Below are 21,223 nucleotides of genomic sequence, written 5' to 3'. Positions count from 1 at the left end.
GCTGGGAATGAGATCTGGAAAGCCTGAGCGCGGACGCAGGGTCAGCCGGTCGGAGTGCGCGGCTCCGGCATGACGGCGGTCACGACACTCGACATCGGCTTGCCGACCCGCAGGGTCGTAACGCGTCGACCCGTCTCAGCCGGCGTGACGGCCTGGTTGTCGTTGGCCGGCGACCAGGAGACGAATAGCCGCCCGGCGAGGAGCACGCCCTCCATCGGACCGTCTGGCCCGTGGATGATGCCGGTGACGACCGGATCCGAGGTGATCGGCTCTGGTGCGAAGCCGCGCCAAACGTGGAGACGCTGGGCGATCTTGCTGGGTGGCACGTCGGCTCGGCTGGGTGCGTCCCGGGCTGCCAGCAGGTCGGCGCGGACCTGATCTGCCCATTCGCCCTTGATGACGCCGAATTTGATGCAGAGGGCGAGGTAGACGCACTTGAGCAAAGCAATCGACCACCGCCGGTGCTCCGGAGTGTCGTACTCCATCTCGACGTTGCCGGCGGCCAGGATCTCGGCGTAGATCTCGTCCGACTTGCCGGCCGGCAGGAGTACGTATTCGCCGTTGGTGGTCCAGCGCACCAGCAGCCGGCCGGTCTTGCGCTTACCGCGCACGGTTTCTGACGCGAACCACGTCGTGACCGCGCCCTCGTACCAGTCGAGGAGGTCGACTTCGACTCTGCTTCCGAAGCCGTTGTTGCACCGATTGCAGGTCCAGGTCATCACCTTGCCGCCGAGACTGCCAGGCGGCACGTGCTCTCTTTCCGTCGCTGCTGGGTCCCCGCAGATCGGGCACGCGTCGAAGCGCCGCGCAATCAGTACCTCGACCAGTTCCAACTCCCCGCCCTCGACCGGCCCTGGCGTCTCGTTCGTCGCGTCGAGACGTCGGCCGTCGGGCAGCTTGATGGAGATCGAGTCGGGTGCGCGCTGCGGCATTTTCCCAGGCTACCGACTCGCCCCAGCGCCTTTCGCCGCCCGCGTGGAGCGAGTCGGTAGGTCTCGGCCGACGCGCGGACCCGGTCGACCGCGGCCGACGCGACCGGGGCCGTCGGCACGGTGTCGGCGGAAGCGAGCACGACCCTGTTGGGGCGTGGACACCTCGGCGACCGTGTCGGCCTCGTAACCGACGAGCCACGTCGTGGCCCGCTCGCGACTGGAGGGGTGTGCCTGGGCGACCAAACCTGACAACCGTCGAGTTCCTGAACCGGCGCGCACATCTAGCCGCGAGCCGCTCGTTGGGCGGCTGGCGCGCGAACCCAGGCAGAGAGAACCCCGCTCGGGTGAAGCTGACCGAGCGGGGTTCCGGTGAAGCTATTGGAGTGGAATGATGGTAGACAGGATGGGATGGGTATTGTTTTGTGTCGATCTCCGGACACAAAATCCTCGCATCCGTGCGTTATCTAACGTACTGGTGGTCAGGTATTCCTGACCACGCACATCACTCACCCTCGGCATGGTCAGAACCGGTCAACCCGGTGTGGCGGTGGCTGCCATGACCCATGTGTCGTCTCCGGCGGCCCCGGCACCGATGCTCATTGCACGAGAGCGTGCATCAAGCCACGGCCAGCAGCGAGGTGCGCCGGTCACCCGTACGACGCTGACGCTGCTGCACCTGCCGGCGAAGCGGACCGGGTCGGCGATCTACGGCCTGTCCACCCTCGATGCCGGAGGGCGCATCGCGGACCGGGCGATCATGCAGGCGCTGGGCTGGACACCGCAGCAGCGCCTCGACATCCGGGTCAGCCGTGGGCTGATCGGGGTGTTCGCCGATGAGCGCGGTGTCTTCCGGGTGTCCTCGCAGCGGTTCCTGCATCTGCCGGTCGCGGCTCGCCGGTGGTGCGATCTGGCGGCCGGTAGCCGGGTGCTGCTCGCCGCATATCCCGAGGGTGGTCTTCTGCTGGTGTACCCGCCGGCGGTGCTGGACGACGTGGTCGCCCAGGTCTTCGACGCGGTGTGGGGAAGCGACGTCGATGGGTGAGCCGACGAGCGACCGGTCCACCCTCGAGGCGGCCCGGTTGCTGCTGGAGCGGATGGGGATCTCACCGGATGATCTGGCGACCGGTGCGCCGGTGCGTCCGGCGGCGCCGACGTTCGCCGAGTACGTGCCGCTGGTGTCGGCGTCGGTGACGCCAGGGTTGCGTAAGGCCTATGGCACCTATTGGAACCGGGCGGTCGAGCGGTGGGGGACCCGGCGCATCGATCAGGTCACCGCGTCGGAGATACGCACGCTGATTGCTGATGTGAAGGCGAACCGGGTGCAGCGGCGCAACGGCCGTGGCGGGCGCAGCGCCGAGGAGCATGTCATTTCCGCCTTGCGGTGCCTGTATCGACGGGCCACCGCCGACGGTTTCATGACCGAGGCGCAGAACCCGGCGTTGAAGATCGCCAAGCCGAAACGGCTGGCGTCGACCCGCCGGGCGCTGCCTGACAGCCGTCTGTCGGCGATCTACGAGGTGGCGGTGAGTAGTGGCGATGATCCGGAACTCGACGGACTGCTGATCCGGTTGCATGTGGAGACGGCGTGCCGTCGTGGCGGCGCGCTCGGTTTGCGCCCGGTTGATCTCGACGCGGAGCAGTGCCTGATTCTGCTCAGGGAGAAGGGTGGCACGTTCCCCGGTGGCAGCCTGTGTCACCGACGCTGATGCAGCATCTGCTGGCGCATGCCGAGCAGCGTGGAGCGGCGCCTACCGGCCGGCTCCTGTGTTACCGCGGTGGCCGGCCGATCAGTTACCGCCGGTACGACCATTTGTGAGCGCGGCTGGGGATGCGGTTGCCGTGGGTGGCGACCCAGCAGATCAGTACGCACTGGTTGCGGCACACGACGCTGACCTGGGTCGAGCGCAACTTCGGCTATGCGGTGGCGCGCGCTTACGCCGGGCATGCGGAAACCACCAGCGGCGACGTCGGTGCCACGGCCGGGTATGTGCGGGCGAGTATGCAGGAGCTGGCGGACGCGTTGTCGGCGCTGGCCGGGGAGCCGCATCCGCTGGGATCTGCCGTGGGGTGAGTCCTGGTTGCGGCGGCGCTGTCCCGTGCGGGTCGGCGTCTCAGTTCGAGCAGTGTGCTGGGCCGCCCGCCGGTGGGTGCGTATGACCTTCAGTGACGCATTGCTTCCGCGGCCCGGGCGGCCCGGCCACTGTCAACGGTGCCGTCCGGCCAGTTGCGCGGCAAGATGATCGAGCGAACTACAGGCGTGTATTTCGCGTCGCGATGCCGGGTTGATGCCTTGGCCTACCGGGGCGACCGAGTTGCTCTGAGCGCTGGGCTCGGTTGCTGCAGGCCGGTCGGAGCGCGTCGAGCACCCCGTTGTCCAGAGTTCTCGGAGTGTCCGGCGTGATGATCACCTGCTTCGAGAGGCGGCCGGCTGGTGGGTCAGCGGCCGCGTCGGCGGCTGCAGCCGCCGCGGGCTTGCCCTGCTTGGTTGGCGAAGTGTCGGGTGACGATCAGAGAGGGTGACCGGGCGCCGATGCCCACGGTCGCCGGCTTGGTGAATGACGTGAGGGTGTAAGGCAAGGGACTACTGAACAGCGTCCTGATCAGGCACGACCGCCGGCACCGTGAAGATCCTGCACGCCATGGCGACCGCTGACGGCCGGTGGCGGGTAGAGGTCGTTCAGAAGAGCGCGAAGGTGCAGTACCGGACGCTGCGTTGCGGCGAAATCTTCAAGGACTGGGCGGCCATCGGCACCATCGAGCACTACCTGCGCCAAGACGGCGTCGAATGGCTGACCTCGAACAGGTCAAACCGTGGCGGACGCTGGCCGGACCGGCCGCCAGACGTATCCCGGCACCACCCGGCCGCGATAGGTCACCGCTGGCGAACCGGTGCCGATCTACCCGGCCGTCGCCGGTGGTGTGGGTGGTGCGAGGGGATGCGGTTCGCCGGTGAGCTCGGCAAGAGCGTGCGCTACCTCGTGCAGGTCGGCTCGGACGTAGGTGGCCGTGACGCCGATGTCGCGGCCGCTGTTGTGCCCGGCGTAGGCGCGGGCGACGGCGTATCCGTGATGGCGTTCGACCCAGGTCAGCGTCGTGTGGCGCAGCCAGTGAATGCTGACCTGCTGGGTGGCGACCCAGCTGAGGTGTTTGCCGAGGCGCTGCCACAGGTAGTCGTAGCGACGGCGGGTGATGGGCCGGCCGGTGCGGTAGCGCAGGACCTGGTCGCCGCCGCCACGATGTTCGGCGTGCTCAAGGAGAGCCTGCATGAGGGTGGGGGAGACCGGCTGCCACCGGATGGTCTCTCCCTTCTCGCGCAGCTGGATCAGGCACTGGGCGGGATCGAGGTCGCCTCGCCGCAGAGCAAGCGCACCGCCCCTGCGGCATCCGGTCTCCAGATGCAGCCGCAGGATGAGTGTGTCGAGGTCAGGGTCGTCGCCCGTGGTGGCGGCAGTATTGATGATCTCGGTCAGCCGGTGCTCGGGCAGAGCCCGGCGGGTGCTGGCCAGGCGGCGTGGTTTGGCCACCCGCATCGCTGGGTTGTCCGCGGCGTCGATCAGCCGGTCGGCGACCGCATGTTGGTAGAGGCATCGGATCGCGGAGATGAGGTGCTCGGCGGCGCCCCGTCCACCTCGAGCATTGCGCCGATGGACGACGGTGTGGCGGGTCCGTTCGGACAGCTGTTTGATCTGCGACGGTGTCGGCTCGTCGAGTCGCCGGCCACCCCATTCCTGGCTGATCTTCCGCCAGTAAGTGCCGTATAGCCGGCGGCTGCCTTCGCTGACGGCCGCTGACACGTGCGGGATGTACTCGTCGAACGTCGGCATCTTCGTCGCCGTTCGCACTGTCTGCCCGAGCAGTTGCGCAGGACTGACGCCGAGCCGATCGAGCAGGAGCCGCAGGGCCTGCAGCTCGTCACCGTCCGGCCCGCCCGAACGCGGCGTCGGGTCCGTCATCGTCTACCCACGATCTCGTCGAGCATGGCGTCGAGAAACGCGTGCGTACAGATGATCACGCGATCAGCGTCGGGGCAGGCGGCAACGAGCAACCGGTCGCCGGTCCGGATGCGATAGTGGTGCCGGATCGCGGCGGGCAGTCGCAGGAAGCCTTGCCCGGTGAGCTTGCGCCTGCCGTCGACCGCCCGGTCGACGACGAGGTGTTCGTCGCCGATGGTCAGGGCGACCGGTTGGCAGGCCCGCCAGCCTAGGGCGATGATCGGGGACCGGTCCGCCAGCCGTCCCATCGGCGTGGCAGGACCCGGAAGCCTTTCTCCGCTCGAGCACGGGTGACCACGTCGACGTCGATGCCGTGCTGAGCTCCGTACCGCCAGGCAGCAGCTTGATAACCGCCGTCGACCCACACCTTGCTGACCCGGGGATGCTCGGCCGCCACGACGCCGAGCAGGTCCTTGCCGGCGGCGGTGTCCGACACGGACGCGGCGGTGACCACGACGGCCAGCAATAGCCCGAGAGTGTCGGTGACGATGTGCCGCTTGCGTCCCTTGATCTTCTTCGCGGCGTCGATGCCTTGCTCGGATTCCCTTACGTTGCAGGAGGTTTTGACGCTTTGCGTGTCGATGACCGCGGCGCTCGGGAGGCGGTCACGGCCATGCGCTTCGCGGAGCCGATGACGGAGCAGATCGTGGATCTGTTGCGTGGTGCCGTCCTTCTCCCACTTGGCGTAGTAGTCGTAGACCGTCTTCGCCGGCGGGAAGTCGTGCGGCAGATACTCCCACGCGATGCCGGTGCGCGTGACATAGAAGATCGCGTTCACGATCTCCCGCAAATCATGGGTCGGCTGGTGGATCCCCAGGCCGGTTCTCCCCGACCGCCACCGTGTCAGGACCGGTTCGATCAACGCCCACCGGGCATCCGACAGATCCGACCGATATGGACGTCGCTCCATCCCCATGCCGGACCAACGAGCGTCCAGGCCCGATGACGTGCACAAACGTGAACTATCCCCTTAGAGGATCAGACGCCCTCTAAGAACTCCTAACTCAATCGGGTGCATCGGCATGACTTGATCTTTTGGTCGGCCGTTGTCGGTGACATGAGGAAGCGCGACCCCAGCCCTGGCTGGTCGATGACGACCTCTGGGCCCGGATCGAGCCGCTGCTACCGAAGCAGCCGGCTCGTTCGGGTCCTGGTCGCCGGCCTGTCGATGACCGCAAAGTGTTGTGCGGCATCTTGTTCGTCTTGTTCACCGGCATCCGCTGGGAATGGCTGCCCAACGAGCTGGGCTTCGGCTGCGGCATGACCTGCTGGCGACGCTTGCGCGACTGGAACAACGCCGGTGTCTGGCAACGCCTGCACGAAGTCCTGCTCGCCGAACTCCGCGCCGCCGGGAAGCTGGATCTGTCGCGGGCGGTGGTCGATTCCAGTCATGTCCGGGCGCTCAAGGGCGGCCCAAAACCGGCCGGAGTCCAGTAGACCGCGGCCGGCTGGGCTCCAAGCACCACTTAATCACCGACGCCGGCGGTGTCCCGTTGGCGGTGCTGCTGACCGGCGGTAACCGCAACGATGTCACCCAACTCATCCCATTGCTGCAAGCAATCCCGCCGATCCGCGGCAGACGCGGACGGCCCCGCAGCCGGGCACCGAAGGTTTACGCCGACCGCGGCTACGACCACGACAAGTACCGCGCCCTGGTCCGGGACCTCGGCATCACTCCGGTGATTGCCCGCCGTGGCACCGAGCACGGCTCCGGGCTGGGCAAGCTGCGCTGGGTCGTGGAGCAGAGCTTCGCCTTGCTGCACTGGTTCCGCCGTTTGCGGATCCGCTGGGAGATCCGCGACGACATCCACGAAGCCCTGCTCAAACTCGGCTGCGCCCTGATCTGCTGGCGCCGCCTGCACCACTCAAAGAGTTAGGAGTTCTAAGCGTCCTCGGGCACTTTCGCCGTGGGCCCCGAGCGTCAGGCAGTACTTTCGTCATGCCGCGTGCAAGTGCCGTTATCGTTCGCGGGCGGCATTGCCGTTCTTCTCGCGCGGACGGCCGAGCTGCGGCTGTAGGCGGTTGGTTGATCCTGATCGTTGAGGGCAACCATGGCCTCGGCGGGTCGGTGCCTGCATCCGGGCCGCCGCTGACGGGTGGCGCACCGGCAGTGTGGACGCGCTGCCATGTGTGACCTAGGCCACACATGTCCGCATCGGTGCTGGTTGGGTGGCTTGCGCATTATGACTTGATCTAAGGCAAGCAACATTCATGTTCACCTTTATTTACAGCGATCACTCAGTCTGCTTACCCTTCGTGGCCTGATCATCACTCGAACGGGGGCAGGCGTCGATGTCGCGTGGTCGCGCGTGGTTCAAACACGCCCAAAATCGGGTCCAGGCAGCCGGATTGGCTGTCTTGATGGCCTCTACGGCCAGCGTCTTCGTGGCCACCGGCCCAGTGTCGGCGGCACCACCGACACCCTGTCCGACCAATGCTCCCGACGAAGCCGCCGCCGTGCAGGCCGCCGCAGCCTGTCACGGGAGAGTCGAAGTTGCCTCGGCGCGCGACGAGCGGACGCAGGTCTTCGCCAACGCAAGCGGGACGCTGACGGCTGAGACGGCAGCCGTCGTCCAGCGAGTAAAAGATCCCGCGGGACGCTGGATAAAGCCGGACGCGACGCTGCGATCCGACGGTAGCGGCCGGTTCGAGCCGGCCGCGGCGGCTCTGGACGTGTCGTTCTCCGGGGGAGGGAACAGCGCAGCGGTGACTATCGGCGCGGAGGCCGCCGAGCTCAGCCTCACCTGGCCCGGAACCCTGCCGCCCCCGGTGGTTGCCGGCGCTACTGCCACCTACCGGGAGGTGCTGCCCGGCGTCGACCTGGTGCTGACCGCGCAGGTCGAGGGCTTCTCCGAGGTCCTGGTCGTCAAGAACGCCAAGGCGGCCAAGAACCCGGACCTGTCAACGGTCCGATTCTCCTCCGAGACCAAAGGTCTCGAGCTACGCCAAAGCGCCGCGGGGGAGCTGACCGCGGTCAAGACCGGCGGCAGGCTGCTGTTCGCATCAGGCGCGCCCATGATGTGGGACTCGAGCAAACCCGGGCAGGATGCGCGCAAGTCCGGGCCCAGCAACGCGTCGCCCCGGGAAGGCCCCGGCCGGCGAACGGCAGTGATGCCGGTCGAGCTCGACGGTAAGCAGCTGATCGTCCGTCCGGATGCGGCGATGCTGCACAGTACAGCGACGACTTTTCCGGTCTACGCCAGCCGGGCGATCACTCGCTCGGCGTGGACGATGATCAACAGTCGGTTCCCTGATCAGTCGTACTGGAGTTTCGACCGTTCGGATTGCCCGAAGCCGCACGAGTCGGCTCAATGCGCGAAGGTCGGATACACCACGACCCCGCAGACGATGATCTACCGATCGTTGTTCTCGTTCGGGCTCGGCACCGTGATGAAGAAGCACATCACCAGGGCAATCCTGTCGATGGACACCCTGTATTCATACAACGGTACCGCTACCGCGACTGAGGTGCGGGTCACCGGTGCAATCAGTTCGGCCACCAAGTGGTCAAACAACGCCTCGAGTTGGGGACCTGTGGTTGCGTCAGCCACCAGCCAGGCCTACGACCGACAGCGGCGGCATACCGAATGGGGAATGACCACCGCTGTGCGAAAAGCGGCCGGGGGTACCTCGAGCACGTTGACGCTGGGGTTGCGGGTGTCGAACGAGTCCAGCGTGGGCAGCTGGAAGAAATTCGATGCCGGCACCGCGAAGCTGACCGTCGAATACAACTCGTACCCGGACCCGCCCAAGGTGCTGAGTATCGGCGAGCGGCCGTGCAAGACGGGTGCCACCCGCGAGTATTCGCGGACGCTGACCCCGACAGTCGTGGCCAAGCTGACCGACCCGGACGGCACCGGCCGTCAGCTCAAGGGCACGTTCTACTGGTGGAAGGTCGGCACCGGTCGCAGCGGCACGAACGTGGTCTCTCAGGGTTCCATCGTTCACGGCAACAACGCGGTGGTGAAGATCCCTGCCGGGCGCTTGGCGGACGGCACCACGTACGCGTTGCAGTCGTTCGCCAGCGACGGTGTTGATACGAGCCAGCCCGCGCACTGCGAGTTCACCGTCGACGTGACCGCACCCGGCACGCCGGGCAAACCTGTCTCGGCGGCCTACCCGTCAGACGGTCAGGTGCACGGCGGGGCCGGTGTCACCGGCGCGTTCACGTTGAAACCGCCGGCCACGATCCCGTCGGACTTCGCGGGGTACGCGTACTCGCTCGACCCGGGGGTGTCCGCGGCCTCCGCCACGCAGGTCGCTGCCCCTGTGACGAGCGCTGCGCCGACAACGACGTGTTCCGGGCCCGGGCAGGCCCCGGCTCCGGCCAGCGACCGGTCCGTGCGGATCTGCGTGACCCCGAAAACCGACCGGGCTTACACCCTGCGGGTATGGGCCAAGGACAAGGCCGGTAACTTCTCCGACCCGCAGACCTATTCGTTCCTGGTCGCTGCCGGGGCCGGCCCGGCCGCCCGGTGGAGCTTCGACGACAACACCGGCGCGGACGATGCCGAGCACGGCAACACCGCGACCCTCACCGGCGCCGCTTTCGAACCCGGACGGGGCAAGGTCGGCGTGGCGCTGAAAGCGAACGGCACGAGTACGTTCGCGGCGACCGCGGGCCCGATCACGACCACCAACTCGGCCGGGCAGACCGTCACGCTGCACCCGAACCAGAGCTTCACCCTGGCCGCCACGGTCCGGTTGGATAGCACGACGGGAACCGGTCAGCGGGTGATCGTGGCGCAGAACGGCACCCGCACCTCACCGTTCCTGCTCAGCTACAGCATCGCCGACAAGAAGTGGCGATTCGCGGTTGCCTCCACCGACGTCGACGCCCCGGCCACCGCGGTGGTCCTGTCGAACGCCACCGCAACCGCAGGCGCCTGGACCCGGCTGATGGCCACCTACGACAGCACCACCGGCGCCATGCGGCTGTATGTCAATGGCACCCTGCAGACTGCCACGGCCACCGCGACCGCCGCGTTCGACTCGGCCAAACCGGTGACGATCGGACGGGGCATGCAGGCCGGTGCCGCGGCCGGCTACTTCGCCGGTGCGATCGACGACGTCCGCGTGTACGGGCGGGTGGTCAACACCAGCGAGATGGAGTTCACCAACCTGAAGCGCCCGAACGCGCCGCTGGTCACCTTCCCAGCAACCACGGGCAACAAGGTCTATGCGGGGCGCAACTTGTCGGTGACCGTCGACGCCGGCGGTGACACCACGGTCACCGCCGTGCGTTACCAGTTGGGTGCCACCGGCCAGGCGCAGCAGGTGACCATCGATCCTGGCGGCGCCAAGACGCTGTCCATCCCGGTCTCGGCAACCGATACCGGCCCCACCGACCTGTTCATCCAGGCCCTCGACGCCGCCGGGCTCACCTCGACGATCACTACCCATGAGGTGTTCGTGGAGACACCGGTCGCGCTCACGGGCGAGGTCACCGACGGCATCACCGGCGAGCCTCTCGCAGGTATCACGGTCACGCTGACACCCGGCGATCTGAGCCGGACCACTAACGCCAAAGGCGAGTACAGCTTCACCGGGATCGAGGAGAACACCTACAATCTGGCCGCCGACAACGGTGACGTCGGATGCGCCTCCGCGAGAGCCGAACGCGACATCCTCATCGACGGCGACACCAAGCGGGATCTGATGATTGCGCCGGAGGCCGACACCTTCGGCTACGTCTGCCACACCGCCACCGCACCCTTCGTGCAGGGCACCACCCGGCTCCCGCTGACCGGTGACGACCAAATCGTGCAGATACCGCAGCTACCGTTCACCGTCCCGTACTACGGCAGCACCTATAGCAACCTGTGGGTGTCCACCAATGGGTTCGTCTCGTTCAAGGACCCCGCCGGCCGCGACCAGTACAACGGGGTGAGCCTGCCCGACCGGCACAACGCGCCGACCGCCGCGCTCGCGCCGTTCCTGAGCGACCTCACCGTCGACGCTTCGGCCAGCGTGTGGACGACGGCGACCGGTTCCGGCACCGACCAGCGGTTCGTCGTGGAATGGCGCAACGCCCTGATCGCCGGCACCTCCAGCCGGGTCAGCTTCGAGGTTTCGCTGGCCCCCGACGGTGACGTCACCTTCAACTACGCCGGCCTGACTGACGACCGGGCCAAGGGCTCCGACACTGCCGTCGGCATCACCAGCCCCGGAGGCAACTACGGCCCGCAGTACGTCTTCCAAGAGCCCGCTCTGACCTCCGGTACCGCCGTCACCTTCGCCGCCCCGGACGAGCCGATCGCCAGCATCACCGGCTCTCTGAACGGGTTCATCCTCGACCCGGGCGGTAGCCCCCAGGCCGGCGCCCGCGTGTGGCTCGAAGAGCGCGCCACGACAGCCGACGAAGGTGGCTTCTTCGACTTCGGTGAGGTCGAGAACGGCGACTACAACTTCTATGCGGCACTAGGCTGCAACGACTTCGAAGACCCCGGCTTCAATATCGACGGGAACATCACCGCCGAGCGGGGCCTCGAAACCGCCACTGACACCTTCGGCAACCGGTGCGCGCTCAGCACCGCCAGCTGGATCCCCGCCGACACCGCTGTTGACTTCGGCGACGGCTACGAAAAACCGATCCCGCTGCCGTTCCCGGTCTCCTTCTACGGCCACGCCTTCACCGGCGTCACCGTGCAGAACTGGGGTGCCATCTCCTTCAGCGACCCCGCCGACCCCGCCGACCCCGCCGACCCGGCCGTTGGCGGTGGTATGCAGATCTGGCCCGCCGCCGACCCCATCGTCGACGACCAGACAACGGTGCACACCAAGAGCCTGGGCAGCGCACCGAACCGGCAACTGGTCATCGAATGGCGCAACGTCGCCCTGACCGGTCTGCCCGACCGCACCGACCTGCAGCTGATCCTCGACGAGAACAGCTCGATCACCGCCAACGCCCGCAACCTGCCCGACCGGGCCGCCACCAGCAAGGACGCCGAAATCTACTACTGGGGCACCGAATACAACTCGGTTCAGTACTACGAGGACGGCAAAGGCCTTCGCGCCGGTAAGACCGTCACCTTCTCCCCGCCCCCTGCGTCTTGATATGACCCCGCGCCCAGCCTCGCCCCGAACCTTGTGGAGGTCCTCGGTGAAACACCCCTCGTCCCGCCTCACCAAGGCGTTGGCGTTGGCGGTGACGGCCACGCTCACCGTCACCATGTCGCAACAACCGGCCTGGGCCGAGAAGGCCGACCCCTACACCCCACCCAAACCGGCCGAAAAACCCGCCGTTCCCGTCACCACCGTCGCCGCCCTCCCCCCAGCCAGCGACACCTCCCGGCAAGCCAGTGCCCGACCCGCACCCGTGTGGCCGGCCGCCGGCCGCCAGCACGTCGCGCTCGGCGCAACCGGCACCACTTTCATGCTGAAAGCGGCGACCGGCACCGCCACCCGCGCTGCCGCAGCGCCGGCCACGATGCAGGTCGACGTCCTGGACCAGGAGGCGTCCGCCCGCGCCGGCGTGCGCGGCCTGCTGTTCACGGCGAGCCGCGCCGACGGCGCCACCACCACAGCCCCGGCTGCGGTCACCGTCGACTACCGTCCGTTCGCCACCGCCTTCGGGGGTGACTGGGCCAACCGGCTTCAGCTGGTCAAGCTGCCCGACTGCGCGCTGAGCACCCCGCAGAAACCGCAATGCGCCGGCACCCCGCTGCCGACCCGCAACAACGCCAAGACCAAACAGGTGTCGGCGGAGGTAAGCCTCACCGGCAGCTCACAATTGCTGGCGCTAAGCGGCGCGCCGTCCGGGTCCACCGGTAACTTCGGCGCGACCACTCTCAAGTCGTCGGGAACCTGGAGTGCTGGCGGCGCGTCGGGCAACTTCTCCTGGTCGTTCCCGATGCGGGTGCCTCCGGCGATGGGTGGGCCGGAACCCACCGTCGAACTTGCTTACTCGTCTCAATCGGTCGATGGGCGGATGGCGGCGTCGAACAACCAGCCCTCCGAGATCGGTGAGGGCTTCGAGATGGGCGTCGGTGGCTTCATTGAACGCCGGTTCAAGCCGTGCAGCGACGACACCGACGGCGGCAACAATTCCGGTACCACCGTCAAGAACGCCGACGACCAGTGCTGGGTCACCAACAACGCCACCATGAGCCTCAACGGCAGCGGCGGTGAGCTGATCAAGGAAGCCGGTGAATCGAACCGGTGGCACCTGCGCAACGACGACGGGTCGAAGATCGAACGACGGACCGGTGCCGACAACGGCGCCGCCGAGGGGGAGTGGTGGGTCGTCACCTCCACCAACGGCACCCAGTACTGGTTCGGCCGTAACAAGCTGCCCGGCTGGACCAGCGGCGCCACCACCGACTCGGCATGGACCGTCCCGGTCTTCGGCAACCACAAAGGCGAACCCTGCAACGAGACCACCTTCGCCGCGTCCATGTGCAAACGCGCCTGGCGGTGGAACCTCGACTACGTCGTCGACCCGCACGGCAACACCATGTCGTACTGGTACGAGACTGCCACCAACAACTACAAGTCGATCGCCACCGACAAGATCCAGCCGTACACCCGTAGCGGTCAGGTCGACCACATCGTCTACGGCACCCGCGTCGAACCCAACCTGACCACCGGCAAAGACACCGTCTTCACCGGCCACGGCGCCGCCCGCGTCGACTTCACCTACGTCGACCGGTGCCTGTCCGACTGCACCACCCATGATGACCCGCAATGGCCGGACACCCCGTGGGACCTGAGCTGCTCGGCCACCAGCTGTGACGTGTGGATGCCGTCGTTCTGGACCACCCGGCGGCTCACCACCATCACGACCAGCACCTACGCCGCGCTCACCGGGAAGTTCCGCGACGTCGAGAAGTGGACTCTGAGCCACTCCTTCCCCGACCCGGAAGACACCACCCGCGCCGGGCTGTGGCTCGACAAGGTGCAGCACGACGGACTGGTCGGCGCCACCCCGACCAGCCTGCCCGACGTGACCTTCGCCGGCCGCAATTACCCCAACCGGGTCGACGCCGTCGACAACGCACCGGCGATGAACTGGCGCCGCCTGACCGACATCAACACCGAGACCGGCGCCGTCATCCATGTCGACTACCTCGAGTCCGACTGCAAGGCCGGGACGGCGGTGCCCACCGACGCCAAGAACAACACCATGCGCTGCTACCCGGTGCGCTGGGCGCCACCCGGATTCCCCAAACAGACCGACTACTTCAACAAGTACGTCGTCAACGACGTCACCGAGACCGACCGCACCGGCGGCGCCCCCCGCGTGCTGCGCCACTACGACTATCTCGGCACCCCGGCCTGGCACTACGCCGACGACGACGGCCTGATCCCCGACGACGCCAAAACATGGAACGTGTGGCGCGGCTACCAAAAGGTCGGCGTCACCGTCGGCGACCCCGGCGAGCAGACCTACACCGAATCCACCTACTTCCGCGGCATGCACGGCGACTACCTGAGCAAGGACAGCACCCGCCCCGCGTCGGTCCCGGACTCGCAAGGTGGCTCGACGCCCGACCTCGACGTCTACGCCGGCATGGTCCGCGAAAGCCGGGTCCTTCTCGGTAGAGGCGGCGCCGAGGTCTCCGGCATGCTCCAGGACCCATGGCAGTCGGAACCCACGGCGACCCGCAAAATCGGTGACGTCACCACGCATGCCCGGTTCGTCCAGACCCAGGGGACCCGGTCCCGGGTCACCCTCGACCACGCCCCGTGGACGCGAACCACGTACACCAAGAGCACCTTCGACGACTACGGGATGACCGTTCGCGAGGACGATTACGGCGACGAAGCCGTCACTGGCGACGAACAGTGCACCAAGACCACCTTCGAACCGCGCAACACCACAGCGTGGCTGCTCAACCTGCCCCACCGGCTAGAAACGTTCGCGGTCGACTGCGCCACAGCAACCGGCGGTGGACTAACCGACACCCAAGTGATCGGCGACGCCCGCAGCTACTACGACAAACATGGTTACGGCGTCGCCCCCAGCCTCGGCGACCTCACCAAGACCGAACAGATGAGCGCCTACAACGGCGGCAGCCCCACCTACACCAAACTCACCGAGACCAGCTACGACGAGCTCGGACGCTCCCTCGAGTCCTCCGACACCCTGGGCCGGATCTCAAAGACCAGCTACACCCCGAGCACGACCGGACCGGTGGTCCAGACCATCGACACCAACCCGCTGGGCTGGACCACCACGGCCATCGTCGAACCCGCCTGGGGACTGGCCACCGCCACCATCGACGTCAACCTGCTGCGTACCGAACTCGAGTACGACGGCCTCGGCCGACTCACCAAAGTCTGGAATCCAGGCCGTACTCCCAGCCCGAACGCCGACCCGGACATCGGCTACGACTACCTGATCCGCACCAACGGCGTGAACGCGGTGACCACCAAGCACCTCAACCCCGAGGGCGGGGTCACCAAGTCCTACACCCTCTACGACGGCCTGCTCCGCACCCGGCAAACCCAGACCATGTCGCCCTCCGGCGGGCGCATCCTCAGCGACACCTTCTACGACACCGCCGGCCGCGAATCGCTGAGCTACGGCGCCTACTGGGACAAGACCGGCACCCCCGGCACTGATCTGGCCAAACCACTGACCCAGCAGGACGTACCGAACCAGACCGCCACCGTCTACGACCGGGCCGGACGCCCCACCGCCTCCATCTTCCAACCCAAGAGCGTCGAGAAGTGGCGCACCACCACCGCCTACGGCGGCGACCACACCGACGTCACCCCACCGCAGGGCGCTACCGGAACCTCCAGTTGGGTCGATGCCCGCGGACGCACCATCCAGCTGCGCCAGTACCCGACCCGCACCCCCACCGGCACCGACTACGCCCAGACCGACTACGCGTACAACAGCAAAGGCCTGCTCGCCTCGGTCACCGGCCCCGACAAGCACAAATGGACCTACACCTACGACCTGCGGGGCCGCAAAACCAGCAGCCTCGATCCTGACGGCGGGGAAAGTCTCACTACCTACGACGACCTCGGCCGGGTCACCGGCACCCGTAACGCCAACCAGCAGTGGCTCACATACAAGTACGACGACCTGGACCGCAAAATCGCGCTGTGGAAAGGCAGCAGTCCCGTCGCGGGCGGGCAACTCGCCCAATGGGACTACGACAGCGCCCTCTTCTACGGCACCACCACCAAGGTCAAGGGCCAGCCGTTCCAGGCCACCCGGATCGACTCCGGCAAGGAATACATCACCGCCACCCGGGTGTACGACCAGCAATACCGGCCCACCACCAGCAAAGTCACGATCGCGGACAGCGAGCCCGGCATCGGGGGCACCTACGAGTACGACACCGGCTACAACCCCGACGGCAGCATCAGCGCCGTCACCTATCCGGCCAGTGGTGACCTGCTGCAGGAAACGGTCCGCTACACCTACACCAACCAGGACCAGCCGCTCACCCTGACCAACAACTACGGCACCCAGGCCCAGAGCAGCATCGTCTCCAACGCCCAATACGACGCCCTCGCGCACACCACCCAGTACAAGCTGTACACCGGCCTCTACAGCGGCGTCGGCAAACCCGCCTACGTCTCACTCGAAACCGACCAGACCACCGGCCGGCTCAACCAGATCAGCGTCCACCGTGACGGCCTAGCCCCTAACACCGTCACCGACCAGCACTACACCTACGACGACGCCGGCAACGTCACCAAAATCGCCGACACCCCCACCGGCGGCAACTACACCGACATCCAATGCTTCACCTACGACCGATACCAACGGCTGCAAGAGGCATGGACGCCCGCCCAGAACGACTGCGAACCGTCGCCGACCAACGCCGGGCTCGGCGGGGTCGCACCGTACTGGCACACCTACACATACACTCCCGGCGGTGCCCGCTCGAAGCTGGTCGACCACAACACCGCCAAGGGCGACGTCACCACCAACTACCGCTACGCCGACACCACCGCGAACGAGCCGACCACCGGCCAACCGCACATCCTGCGCAGCGCCACCACCATCGACAACACCGGCACGAAAACAGCCACCTACAGCTACGACGGCGCCGGCAACACCAAAACCCGACCCGGGCCTAACGGCACCCAAACCCTGCAATGGGACGCCGAAGGCCACCTGCAATCGGTCACCGACGCCGCCGGCAGCACCACGTACCTCTACGACGCCGACGGCAACCGGCTGATCAGCCGCGACACCACCGGCCGCACCCTCTACCTCGGCAACCAAGAACTGCGGTACACCAACAGCACCGCCAAGACCAGCTGCACCCGCTACTACGAATTCGGCGACAGCACGGTCGCCCAGCGCACCGCTCAAGGCGTCACCTGGCTGTTCAACGACCACCAAGGCACCCAGAACGTGATGGTCGACGAGAAAACCCTCGCCGAAACCATCCGCCGACAAACCCCCTTCGGCGCACCCCGCGGGACTGCAGCAGCCTGGGGAAACACCAAAGGTTTCGTCGGTGGCACCGCAGACTTGACCGGACTGACGCATCTCGGCGCCCGCGAGTATGACCCAGCCTTGGGCCGGTTCATCTCGATCGACCCGCTGTTCAACGCTTCTGATCCGCAGTCGTTCGAGGGCTACGCCTACGCGGTCAACAGCCCGATCGTCCACTCCGACCCTTCCGGCCTGATCGCCAGAGAACCCGGCGGCGGCGGTACCCGTCCCGAAGGCGGCCACACCGAATCACCGAAACCCCAGGAAGATCCGCCCCCGCCCTCGGAACCGACAAAGAAGAAGAAGAAATGCAACTGGCTGTGCAAGTCCGGTAACTGGCTCGACGACAACAAAGCCGCAGTCATCGGAGGCGTTGTCGGAGCTGCCGTCGGCATCGGCTGTGGAGCCGCTATCGGCATCACCGGGGTCGGCGCAGTCGCCTGCGGCGCCGCAGCCGGCGCGGTCGCCAGCATGGTCCAGTACGCGATCGAAACGAAAGTCGAGCACAAGGGCAACTTCAGCTGGGGCGGGCTAGCCAAGAACGGCGCCCTCGGTGCTGTGATCGGTGGATTCACCGGCGGCGTCACCTCCATCGCCGGCCAAGGCGTCAAAGCAGGCATCAGATCCTTGGCCTCCGGTGCCGGTGCGAAAGCCGCCGCCAACGCAGGCACAGCAGCAGTGAAAAAAGAAGCCAGCAGCATCGCTAGCGGCTTGACCCGCGGCGGGTTCAGCAAGTCAGCCGCTAAATCGGCCGCCGGTGCCGCAGACGAAGGCGCGGCGAGAGCGCCGTCGGCGAGCTGTCCAACGCACAGCTTTGCCGCGGCAACGCTGGTCCTGATGGCCGACGGCACGGCCAAGCCGATCGCTGCAGTCAAGATCGGTGACAAGGTCGTCGCCACTGACCCGATCAGCGGCAAACGCTACGTCCGGACTGTCACGAAGGTCCACGTCCACCAGGACACCGCCCTCACCGACCTGACGATCGAGAACAACGGCGCCCGCAACGTAATTCAGACAACCCGGCATCATCCCATTTGGAACAGCAGCAAACAGAAGTGGACCGATGCCGGCGACCTGAACCCCGGCGACAAGCTGAATTCGATCCGCACCACCCGCACAGTGGCCGCCGTCAAGACCTACACCGGCGTCAGCACGATGTACGACCTCACCGTCGACGCCACCCACACGTACTATGTACTTGCCGGCGAGACTCCGATCCTTGTCCATAACTGTGGGACCACGCTTCTGGGAACAAGCCGGGATATCAGAACACATGTCAAAGCCAACCCGACTCAAGATTTCAATGTACTCAATGTTCGCGGAGCAATGAGAAGCGGTTACACGCTTAAGGGTGAGATTGCCTGGGGTAAGGGGACAGGTCGTTGGAACTGGACACGCAACAAACGTTTTATCGACGACGCGATCGATCGGGGCGACGAAATCAAGTTCGTGTCAGACCCGTTCAGCAAGCGCTTCTCCGGAGGGAACGTGTTTGGGCGAGAGCTGAATTACCTAAGCGGAAAGGGCTTTAGTATTGAAGAGACTGTCGACGGTTTCTGGCGTGCTACGAAAAAACCGTAAAGACCTCCTGAGATAAATTGTAATAAGAAATCTGGGAGTTGATGCAGGATGGGGCGCGGCAAGCGAATCTCATTTGCCGAAGAGGTAAGTGCTCGATTCGAATTCCTGGTGCAAGAGTTCGGGGCGGTGGGGCCTGTTGCGTCAAATTGGCTGGCTCCGAGCGTGGAATACGATGGCTCCGGTTTTGATTACTCGATCACCTTGGACGAGGGAAACGTGATCGTCAGCGTGAGTCGTCCGACGCCCGAGAACTCTTCCTACGTGGCCGCCGACCTACGCGAGGTGGTGGCAGCCGCTGGCCTGGCTCCCCGTCAAGCGGTGCAAATTAGCGCCCGAACGACCCAAGCGCTACTGAAATCGCTTGATAGTCAGGCCCACTGGGTCAGGATTGCGCACCCTCTTGTTATGGGGGAGGGCGGGGTGGACCTGTTACGGCGTGCGCGATAGCGCCTTCGTAATCACCCGCGGATCGAGGGCCGAGGTTCGGACACCATCAGCCCATCGAACAAGGAAGGGACTGGGCTGCGGAAACGCAGGTTGGGCCTTTCTCTTACCGGCCTCTGTGCAGGATGGCGGCACATGTGTGTCGTTCCTTCCATGACGGTGCGGGTGTTTATGGGCCCAGGGTCTGCGACTGCGACTCCTCTTATCGGGCTTGTCGACTGGACGGTTCGTTTCGTTGCGTCCGGCGGGCCGGCGCAGGCGGTTACCGGCGCGTAGCCGTGCAAGCATCCGGCGAGGATCGTCTTGCGCACCCCTGTGTTGTCGGCAACCACCATCGGACCGTTGCTACCTAGTGCCTCGTCACGCGGCCTTGAATGGGTAATCGGGGTGGCGGATCTTTGAGTTGGTGGCGTATCCGGTCTTTGGTCGGGCGCGCTGGTTGTGCCAGCGGATGTAGTCACCGATCGCGGTGTCTTGCTCAGCGTGGGAGCGGTGGTCGGTGCCGTTGAGGGCGAAGTAGCGCAGAGCGGCGAACTCGGCTTCGATCCAGTTCAGCCAGGAGCTGTAGGTCGGCAGGAACACCAGCTCAACCTGGTTGGCCTGGCACCAGGCCCGGACGGTGGGGTGTTTGTGCGGGGAGAAGTTGTCCAGGATCAGGTGCAGTGTCTGGTCTGGCCAGCGGCGGCGCAGGCTTTTGAGGAAGTCGAGGAACTCGCCCGAGCGTTTGCGATCCCGGATCCGGTAGTGGATCTTCCCGGTGGCCAGGTCGAGGCTGGCGATCATGTGCCGGACACCTGCGTCGCGGTGGTAGGTCGCCCGGAGCCGGACCGGTTGGCCTTGCGGTTTCCAGGCTTTGCCGGGCCGGGGTTGCAGGTTCAGCGGCCCGAACTCGTCGACGCAGACGACCCGGCCGCCGGCCGGTGGGTGGTCGTAGAGGTCGAGGATCGTTCGCATCTTCGACGTGAAGTCGGGGTCGTTGCTGGCTTTCCAGGTCTTCGACGTCTGCCAGGTGACGCCGCGTTCATGCAGGATCCGCCGGACGGTCTCGATGCTGATCGTCTCGACGTGCCCGGCCTCGATCAGGTAGTCGCGCAGCTTGGAAAGCGACCAGCCGGAGAACGGCCGGCCCAGGAATCGGGGGTCACACCGGGCGATCACGCAGATCCAGTCTCGGGTCTGTTCACTGATCTTGTTCGGTGTGCCCCCGCTCCATTTTGGGTCCAGCGCGTCGAACCCCCGTTCGTTGAACGCGTGGATCACATCACGGACGTAGTCGTCGGTGGCCTTGAGCAGATGCGCGATGTCAGGTGCCGGCTGGCCCTGGGCCGACATCAGAACGACGATCGCCCGCCGCAGCTTGACCGGATGTTTCGCGGTCCGCGTGATCTTCTGCAGCCGCTGACCTTCGGCCATCGACAGCGCTCGCACGAACACTTCCGGGCGTCGGCCCACCCGGCACCACCTCCCACACAACAGCGACAGGGACAGCCTGCCCGAAACGTCGCCAGAACCGACGGATTACACGGCCAACGTTCAAAGACGGGGCACTAGCACGGCACCGAAGTGCGAAACTCGAAAGCTTCGAGAGCAGGTAAGATGAGCGCGGGTCTTCACGCATCCGGATCTGCGCGACCGTGGGCCTGCCGAACCGGACTTCGGTCATCCAGCTCAGCATCGTGGCCTCGGCCGGTGGCACTGGCCCACCTGCTTCGCGGAGCAGCAGGCTGATCAGTTGCTATCCCGCGATGCTGGCCGGGCGCAGTTTCGGGCGAGACCGATGGCCAGCAGGGCAACTCCCGGGCAGCCGGGCGCTTGCAGCAACGCCGAAATCAGGGCCGGTACCTGGGGTTGACCGAGCCCGTCCG

The 21,223-nt window shown here is 66.2% G+C and carries 11 protein-coding genes; 6 read left to right on the top strand and 5 right to left on the bottom strand.

Annotation, left to right across the window (positions count from 1 at the left end; all coding sequences use genetic code 11):
• Positions 1-41 precede the first annotated feature (41 nt).
• Positions 42-833 carry an HNH endonuclease gene (locus KXC43_RS43020; RefSeq protein ID WP_221382040.1) on the bottom strand — a complete coding sequence of 264 codons (792 nt, stop codon included), beginning with the start codon at positions 831-833 and terminating at the stop codon, positions 42-44.
• A gap of 691 nt (positions 834-1,524) precedes the next feature.
• On the opposite strand from KXC43_RS43020, the gene KXC43_RS51905 reads away from it, so the two are divergent.
• The 3 genes from KXC43_RS51905 (at position 1,525) to KXC43_RS51895 (ending at position 3,003) form a co-directional block, all read left to right on the top strand.
• Entirely contained in the window at positions 1,525-1,974 is a 450-nt protein-coding gene (locus KXC43_RS51905; protein WP_255645794.1) for a hypothetical protein, read from the top strand.
• A complete protein-coding gene (locus KXC43_RS51900; RefSeq protein WP_255645793.1) occupies positions 1,967-2,638 on the top strand; it encodes a site-specific integrase in 672 nt (223 codons plus the stop codon). Before KXC43_RS51905 ends, KXC43_RS51900 begins: the two co-directional genes overlap by 8 nt.
• Before the next feature lie 137 nt (positions 2,639-2,775).
• A complete protein-coding gene (locus KXC43_RS51895; protein ID WP_255645792.1) occupies positions 2,776-3,003 on the top strand; it encodes a hypothetical protein in 228 nt (75 codons plus the stop codon).
• Positions 3,004-3,829: 826 nt separating this feature from the next.
• Here the strand turns inward: KXC43_RS51895 and KXC43_RS43005 are convergent.
• From KXC43_RS43005 to KXC43_RS42995, 3 genes are read right to left on the bottom strand one after another with little or no spacing between them, the layout of a single operon-like run.
• Complete coding sequence (locus KXC43_RS43005; RefSeq protein ID WP_255645791.1) at positions 3,830-4,885, bottom strand: tyrosine-type recombinase/integrase; 1,056 nt, start codon at positions 4,883-4,885, stop codon at positions 3,830-3,832.
• Positions 4,882-5,172: an AbrB/MazE/SpoVT family DNA-binding domain-containing protein gene (locus tag KXC43_RS43000; protein WP_221382039.1), complete on the bottom strand. Its 291-nt coding sequence runs from the start codon at positions 5,170-5,172 to the stop codon at positions 4,882-4,884. The genes KXC43_RS43005 and KXC43_RS43000 overlap by 4 nt, the downstream gene beginning before the upstream one ends.
• Entirely contained in the window at positions 5,133-5,834 is a 702-nt protein-coding gene (locus tag KXC43_RS42995; RefSeq protein WP_255645790.1) for an IS5 family transposase, read from the bottom strand. Before KXC43_RS42995 ends, KXC43_RS43000 begins: the two co-directional genes overlap by 40 nt.
• Before the next feature lie 173 nt (positions 5,835-6,007).
• On the opposite strand from KXC43_RS42995, the gene KXC43_RS42990 reads away from it, so the two are divergent.
• The 3 genes from KXC43_RS42990 (at position 6,008) to KXC43_RS53010 (ending at position 18,914) form a co-directional block, all read left to right on the top strand.
• Positions 6,008-6,801, top strand: a protein-coding gene (locus tag KXC43_RS42990; RefSeq protein WP_221382070.1) for an IS5 family transposase whose coding sequence is annotated in 2 segments (ribosomal slippage) — positions 6,008-6,338 and positions 6,338-6,801 — 795 coding nt in all. Because the reading frame shifts where the segments join, the coding sequence is not laid out codon by codon here.
• A gap of 829 nt (positions 6,802-7,630) precedes the next feature.
• On the top strand, positions 7,631-11,980 hold the full coding sequence (locus tag KXC43_RS42985; RefSeq protein ID WP_221382038.1) for an NIDO-like domain-containing protein: 4,350 nt from the start codon (positions 7,631-7,633) through the stop codon (positions 11,978-11,980).
• A gap of 46 nt (positions 11,981-12,026) precedes the next feature.
• The gene (locus KXC43_RS53010; protein ID WP_221382037.1) at positions 12,027-18,914 is read left to right on the top strand and encodes a polymorphic toxin-type HINT domain-containing protein; all 6,888 of its coding nucleotides are present in this window, start codon (positions 12,027-12,029) and stop codon (positions 18,912-18,914) included.
• 804 nt (positions 18,915-19,718) lie between these two features.
• Here KXC43_RS53010 and KXC43_RS42975 read toward each other — a convergent pair.
• Complete coding sequence (locus KXC43_RS42975; protein WP_308129517.1) at positions 19,719-20,810, bottom strand: IS630 family transposase; 1,092 nt, start codon at positions 20,808-20,810, stop codon at positions 19,719-19,721.
• Between the last annotated feature and the right edge of the window lie 413 nt (positions 20,811-21,223).

Origin of the sequence: Paractinoplanes polyasparticus (assembly GCF_019710575.1) — a bacterium.
Lineage (GTDB): Bacteria > Actinomycetota > Actinomycetes > Mycobacteriales > Micromonosporaceae > Actinoplanes > Actinoplanes polyasparticus.
The sequence above is the reverse complement of the archived record's forward strand: the minus strand, read 5'-3'. Positions and strand labels throughout refer to the sequence as shown.